4 protein-coding genes, 1 pseudogene and 1 CRISPR repeat array are annotated in these 4961 nt (G+C 38.8%); all 5 genes and pseudogenes read left to right on the forward strand.

Going from position 1 to position 4961, the window contains the following annotated elements:
* Positions 1-140 precede the first annotated feature (140 nt).
* Positions 141-887, forward strand: a pseudogene (locus tag PN470_RS00335) (type III-B CRISPR module-associated Cmr3 family protein); the annotation flags it as partial.
* Positions 888-1029: 142 nt separating this feature from the next.
* Positions 1030-1155, forward strand: a complete 126-nt coding sequence (locus tag PN470_RS00340; RefSeq protein ID WP_272103311.1) for a hypothetical protein — start codon at positions 1030-1032, stop codon at positions 1153-1155.
* 142 nt (positions 1156-1297) lie between these two features.
* Positions 1298-2125, forward strand: a complete 828-nt coding sequence (locus PN470_RS00345) for an RAMP superfamily CRISPR-associated protein (protein ID WP_272103313.1) — start codon at positions 1298-1300, stop codon at positions 2123-2125.
* Between the two features lie 19 nt (positions 2126-2144).
* A complete protein-coding gene (locus tag PN470_RS00350; protein ID WP_072924898.1) occupies positions 2145-2552 on the forward strand; it encodes a hypothetical protein in 408 nt (135 codons plus the stop codon).
* Positions 2553-2557: 5 nt separating this feature from the next.
* Complete coding sequence (locus tag PN470_RS00355; protein WP_272103316.1) at positions 2558-4234, forward strand: RAMP superfamily protein; 1677 nt, start codon at positions 2558-2560, stop codon at positions 4232-4234.
* Positions 4235-4335: 101 nt separating this feature from the next.
* Positions 4336-4665: direct repeats of the CRISPR family, unit length 34 nt; unit sequence CCTTACCTATTAGGTCAAATAGGATTAGTTGGAA.
* The last annotated feature ends 296 nt before the right edge of the window (positions 4666-4961 follow it).

The raw sequence follows: 4961 nt of genomic DNA on the forward strand, positions 1-4961 counted from the left end.
TCAGGTGGTCAATTACCTAATTTTCAGGGAAAAAATCCCTAAATTTTCCCCCCAATCACTCCAATGGTAGGCACTTTTTCAGGGAAAAAAAGTCTAAAAGCCTTATCCAACAAGGTTTTTAGATTTATTCAGCAAACCCTATTTATTTGGCTAAAAAACCCCTCGCAAATTATTTTCAAGACCAAGAAAATAACGACAATGGAAAAATTCAACACACCTTAACATGGCAAGAAAAATGGCAAGAGAAAGACAGTAAACAAATTGAGGGAAAATTCGATCGAGATAGTTGGATTCCTATCAACCAATGGTATAATCCTCAAAAAGCCTATGGTTCTCCGTGGCAATATCATCCCCATCTCCATCCGCGTTTGTTAGAGGAGCAAAGAAAGGTAAAAACTGGAGAATTATTCCTCGAAAATGCCGTCCAGTTACATCCAGATGCTTGTCTAGTTTATTTAGCTAATCAACCCCTAGAAAATGGCTGGTATCGCTTTGGTGGAGAATCCCATCTAGTGGCAGTTAAATCACTTGAACTAAGCAGCCATCTCCAAACTTTATTTAATCAAGATGTCGGTCAATATTTTGCCCTCATTACTGCCGCAATCTGGGGAACAAATCGCCTATCAACTCGCAATCCCAGTGATTGGCAATTAGAAACCATCAACACCGAAAGACCAATAAACTATCGTTATCGATTCGGAGGAAAAGATAAAGTTAAGCGCTTATCTAGGGGACGTTATGCAGTTCCCGCAGGAACAGTTTATCGCTTAAAAAACCCCTTACCATCTTGGCAAAATTGGCAGGAATCTTGGTTCCCCACCGAAGGGGTTTCTCTCAAACGTTGGGGCTGCGGATTAGCCTTACCCTTAGAAAATATTGCCAAATAAAGCCTATAATTATTGAGTAGGGTAAATGAGACGAGAATAAGTGATAGCTATGGCAAAACTAAAAACTAGATTTCCTCGAAAAGCTTTATTAGATTATTGAAAAAGTGGTAATAATCAAAGCTCAAAAATTAGCAAAAATAAAATGCTGCGTATGTTTTTAGATTTTTTGGTAGAAGATGCCTTTAAAAACCTTTCTTCTCTCACTCCTTACACAGAGGAAATGGCTAAAGAAATCGATGAATTATTAAAGGGTGTTGCAATTGATTAGGAATAAATCTATAGCTTTGTGCTGTCCTAATAGCCTAAATACCACGATAAAATATTAACAAAATCTTAGAAAATCCTGACATTAATGTTAACCTAGTTTAGAATAATCCCTAAGCATCTAAAATACTCACTTTTACCAAAAAATGTATCACAAAAGTTATGGCATACTTGAAACCTTAGCACCCCTTCATGTGGGAGCAACCGCAGGAGAAGAAACGGGTAATCTTAACCTCATTTTTCGTGACCAATTCACCCAAACAGCAATTATCCCCGGTAGTTCTATTCGCGGCCGTTTTCGTGCCGATATGAACAATATAGATGAAAAACGTACATGGTACGGACACGAAACAATCCCAGGACAAGAAGACGGAGGAACCACCGAAGCAAAAGTTAAATTTGAATATGCTTCCCTCGTTTGGTTGCCGGTATTTTGTCCGGGGCAGCCGATAGTTTGGGTTACTTCTCCCCTATTATTAAAACGCTATAAACAAATCACGGGAATGTCTGCAAAAGTACCCAATCCTTATACTGCTTCCCCTAGTTTACAAGCGCGAGTAGTGCAGGGAGTTAACCGCAATAGCAAAGTTTTATTTTTTAACTTAGGATTTCTCGAAATTGAACACTTAGAGGAGCTTTCCCCCTGGATTCCCCCGCAAGCGGATTTAAAAGCTTCTCAATTAGTCGTCGTTGATGATAACGATATATCCATGCTGCACGATATGGCACTCTACCGACAAAGCCGGGTTAAACTACTAGAAGATCAGAAAAAAGTGGATACAGAAAAAGGAGCTTTTTTCAATGTGGAAGCTTTACCCGTGGGTAGTATTTTAGTTTTTCCCATTGCTTGCAAAGAAACAGGATGGCAACCTTTTGGAGAATCGGTAAACCAAAAAGAATTATATTTCGGAGGATTAGAATCTATCGGTTTTGGTCGTTGCCAAGTTACTATTTTAAACTACGCTAATCAATAATTACATTTTATCTAATATTATGGCTTGGAAAGAATACAATCTCGATCGCATTGCTCAGAAATTAGTTCTCGCTGCCAAACTACGAGACCGAGATTCTCTCAATCAATCTTTTAAAATGCGTGAATCCGTTTCCTATGGACTAGAAAGATTCTGGGGTGAACATCTGCGCTTACAATCTAAGGAAACCAATAAGGCAAAATACTGGAAAGAAACTTGGGATAAATTAGTCGAAACCATGGCAGAAGCTGGGATTCCTATCCCTAACGATACCGTACAGGTAAATGATACCGAATCTGTTCAAGTAATGGCAGAAAAACTCTGGGAATTAAAGCTAGAAGACCAGAGAATTACCCTCGCTGTTTTAACGCAACTATGCGATTGTTTAGTTTGGTGGACTCAAAGATATAAAGGAACAAAGGAGCGATAAATTATATGGTTAATATTCCCGATATTGGTGACAAAATCCCCCTGATGTTTCGCGCACAAACCAAAGGGCGATCGCAATTACAATATATTGACTCTAAAAAAGATGAAAATGATAGCCAAAAATGGGTAAAGGAATGGATAGAACGAGTCGATGAAAATCCTCCCCAATTTGGTCAAGAAGTAAAAACCAAAGAATATCAAATATCGTGGCGATTCGTCACTAATGGGGGACAAGATGAAGGAATAATTCGGCCTGTAATGGGTGCTTATGGCATACCATTTTATCCCGGTTCCAGCATGAAAGGAGCCTTTTGTCAAGCTTGCACCCCCGAACAAAAACAACGTTATCACCTCGAAAAAGATAGCGATAACCCTAGTCTTTTGCGCTTCCATGGCGGTTATCCCGTTAATGATTGGACGGAAAATCTTTTAGATATTGTTCACCCGCAACAGGGATGGCAAGTAAAAACCCCAAACACTCGACAAAAACCCAGTGGAGAAAGTGGTTTTGCTTTAATTTCTCTCTATCAACCTACCCTAAAATTTGGCATTTCTACCTCAATAGAACAACCCGATTGGGAGGAGATTTGGACTATCTGGGAAAGAGCTTTAGAATCTGGTCTAGGATGCCGTGTTAGTAGCGGTTATGGCTTACCAAAAGACATTAAATCTTCAAAAGAACCTTTATATAAATGTTTTCTGAAAGGGCAAGGAATGGCTCCTAAAAGCCTCGATGGTGCAAGGGAATTTCGACCCAATATTTTTCGAGGAGCAATTCGCGGTCATGCCTTGCGTATTTTTGGCGGTTTAACTGATGCTAAAAATGCCGAAAAGTTAGTTAATCAGCTATTTGGAGGAATTGACGGAGAAGCAAGCCAAGGTTTACTAGCGGTCGATTTTTGTGTCAAATCTCTAGAGTTAGGAACCTTTGCCAAGGGTTACAAGGAACCCACCTACACAGTAACAGGAGAATTACGCTGGATTCTCACCCAATCCCAATCTCTCCCCGAAAACCAGCAAGAATGCTTAAAAAAATTAATTTGTTTTCTCACTCGTTTTGCCATGTTATTAGGAGGATTTGGTAAATCATGGCGACGAGCAGATCATAGTATTTTCTATGAGGATTATTATCCCAATAAACCCTTAATTGGCTGTCATTGGCAATGGGGGGATAAAAGTTCTTTAATCAACGATAAGAAAGTCAGAGATTTAACTCATGTTCATCCCTTTATCAAAGATGTTCGCACTATTGCTAAACAATGGATGTCCTTACAAGAAAATATCTCCATAACTCCCGATAATAGTGCTAACTGGCGAGAAAGTTGGCATCCTAAAAATGTCGAGGTTTGGGGAAGAATTGCCGAAGATAAAGATGATTCTCTAGCCATAAAATGGCTTCACAAAGCCTATCAAAAATTGGATAATTTAAGTATCTATAAAACCTCGGTGACAGGAATAGTAACAAAAAATATCAATCAAGTTGGTCGTCTTTGGCATCGAATGTATCCCCTTGTGAATATTATCACTACTGAACAGGGCAAAAAAAGACCGAAAGACACCTATAAATATCTAGAATTATTAACAATTTTTCCTGATGACTCTGATGATTGTGCTTATTTTCTAGGTTTTCTAGACGAGAATAATGGTCAAGAGGGAAAATTTCAAAAACTTTGGCCGAAATAATCCCGTTTATAGTTAAGTACCTAAGCAAAATTAATGACAAATTAGGATTAGTTGGAAACATAAAGAGTAAGGCTAATTAATGAATTAGCCTTACTCTTATCCCTTACCTATTAGATCAAATAGAATTAGTTGGAAATCACTTTTTATCGAATCTAATTCTAGGTGGTGGACAATCCTTACTTATTAGGTCAAATAGGATTAGTTGGAAACGCAATCGCCTCGGGGTTCGTAATGACCGGAAACCCCACCTTACCTATTAGGTCAAATAGGATTAGTTGGAAACAGTTTAGAAACGGTATATTTTGACATATAACCGTTCTTTCCTTACCTATTAGGTCAAATAGGATTAGTTGGAAACAACTCTATCTCTGGACGGTTCCAGAAATAAGTATTTCTGCCTTACCTATTAGGTCAAATAGGATTAGTTGGAACCTAAAAAAGTAGGGCTAATTCCGGAATTAGCCCTACTCTTATCTCTTACCTATTACTGGACTTCCCTGTTGACAAAAGGCCATAACCTGTGCTGTAGGAGGGATTAAAAGAATTTCCGCCGCCCCGTTACTGGGTACAAATTAGGGAAACCCCTAATAAATCTAACGCTTTTTGTTGCAGTTGGGTCGGTCGAGTTATCTTAGAAAAACGATAACTTCCCTCCCTAATCGTACATTCCACTGTATTCAAGCAAATTGTCCCCAGGTCTTCCAACAAAGTCCGAAAGCTATGCACA

The organism is Microcystis sp. CS-574 (genome assembly GCF_028329095.1).
In the GTDB taxonomy this organism is placed as follows: Bacteria; Cyanobacteriota; Cyanobacteriia; order Cyanobacteriales; family Microcystaceae; genus Microcystis; species Microcystis ichthyoblabe_A.

Bases quoted from the DNA above. Each gene is read 5' to 3' on its own strand.
- PN470_RS00350 (WP_072924898.1), top strand. From the start codon at position 2,145: ATGGCTTGGAAAGAATACAATCTCGATCGCATTGCTCAGAAATTAGTT.
- PN470_RS00355 (WP_272103316.1), top strand. From the start codon at position 2,558: ATGGTTAATATTCCCGATATTGGTGACAAAATCCCCCTGATGTTTCGC.
- PN470_RS00345 (WP_272103313.1), top strand. From the start codon at position 1,298: ATGTATCACAAAAGTTATGGCATACTTGAAACCTTAGCACCCCTTCAT.
- PN470_RS00340 (WP_272103311.1), top strand. From the start codon at position 1,030: ATGCTGCGTATGTTTTTAGATTTTTTGGTAGAAGATGCCTTTAAAAAC.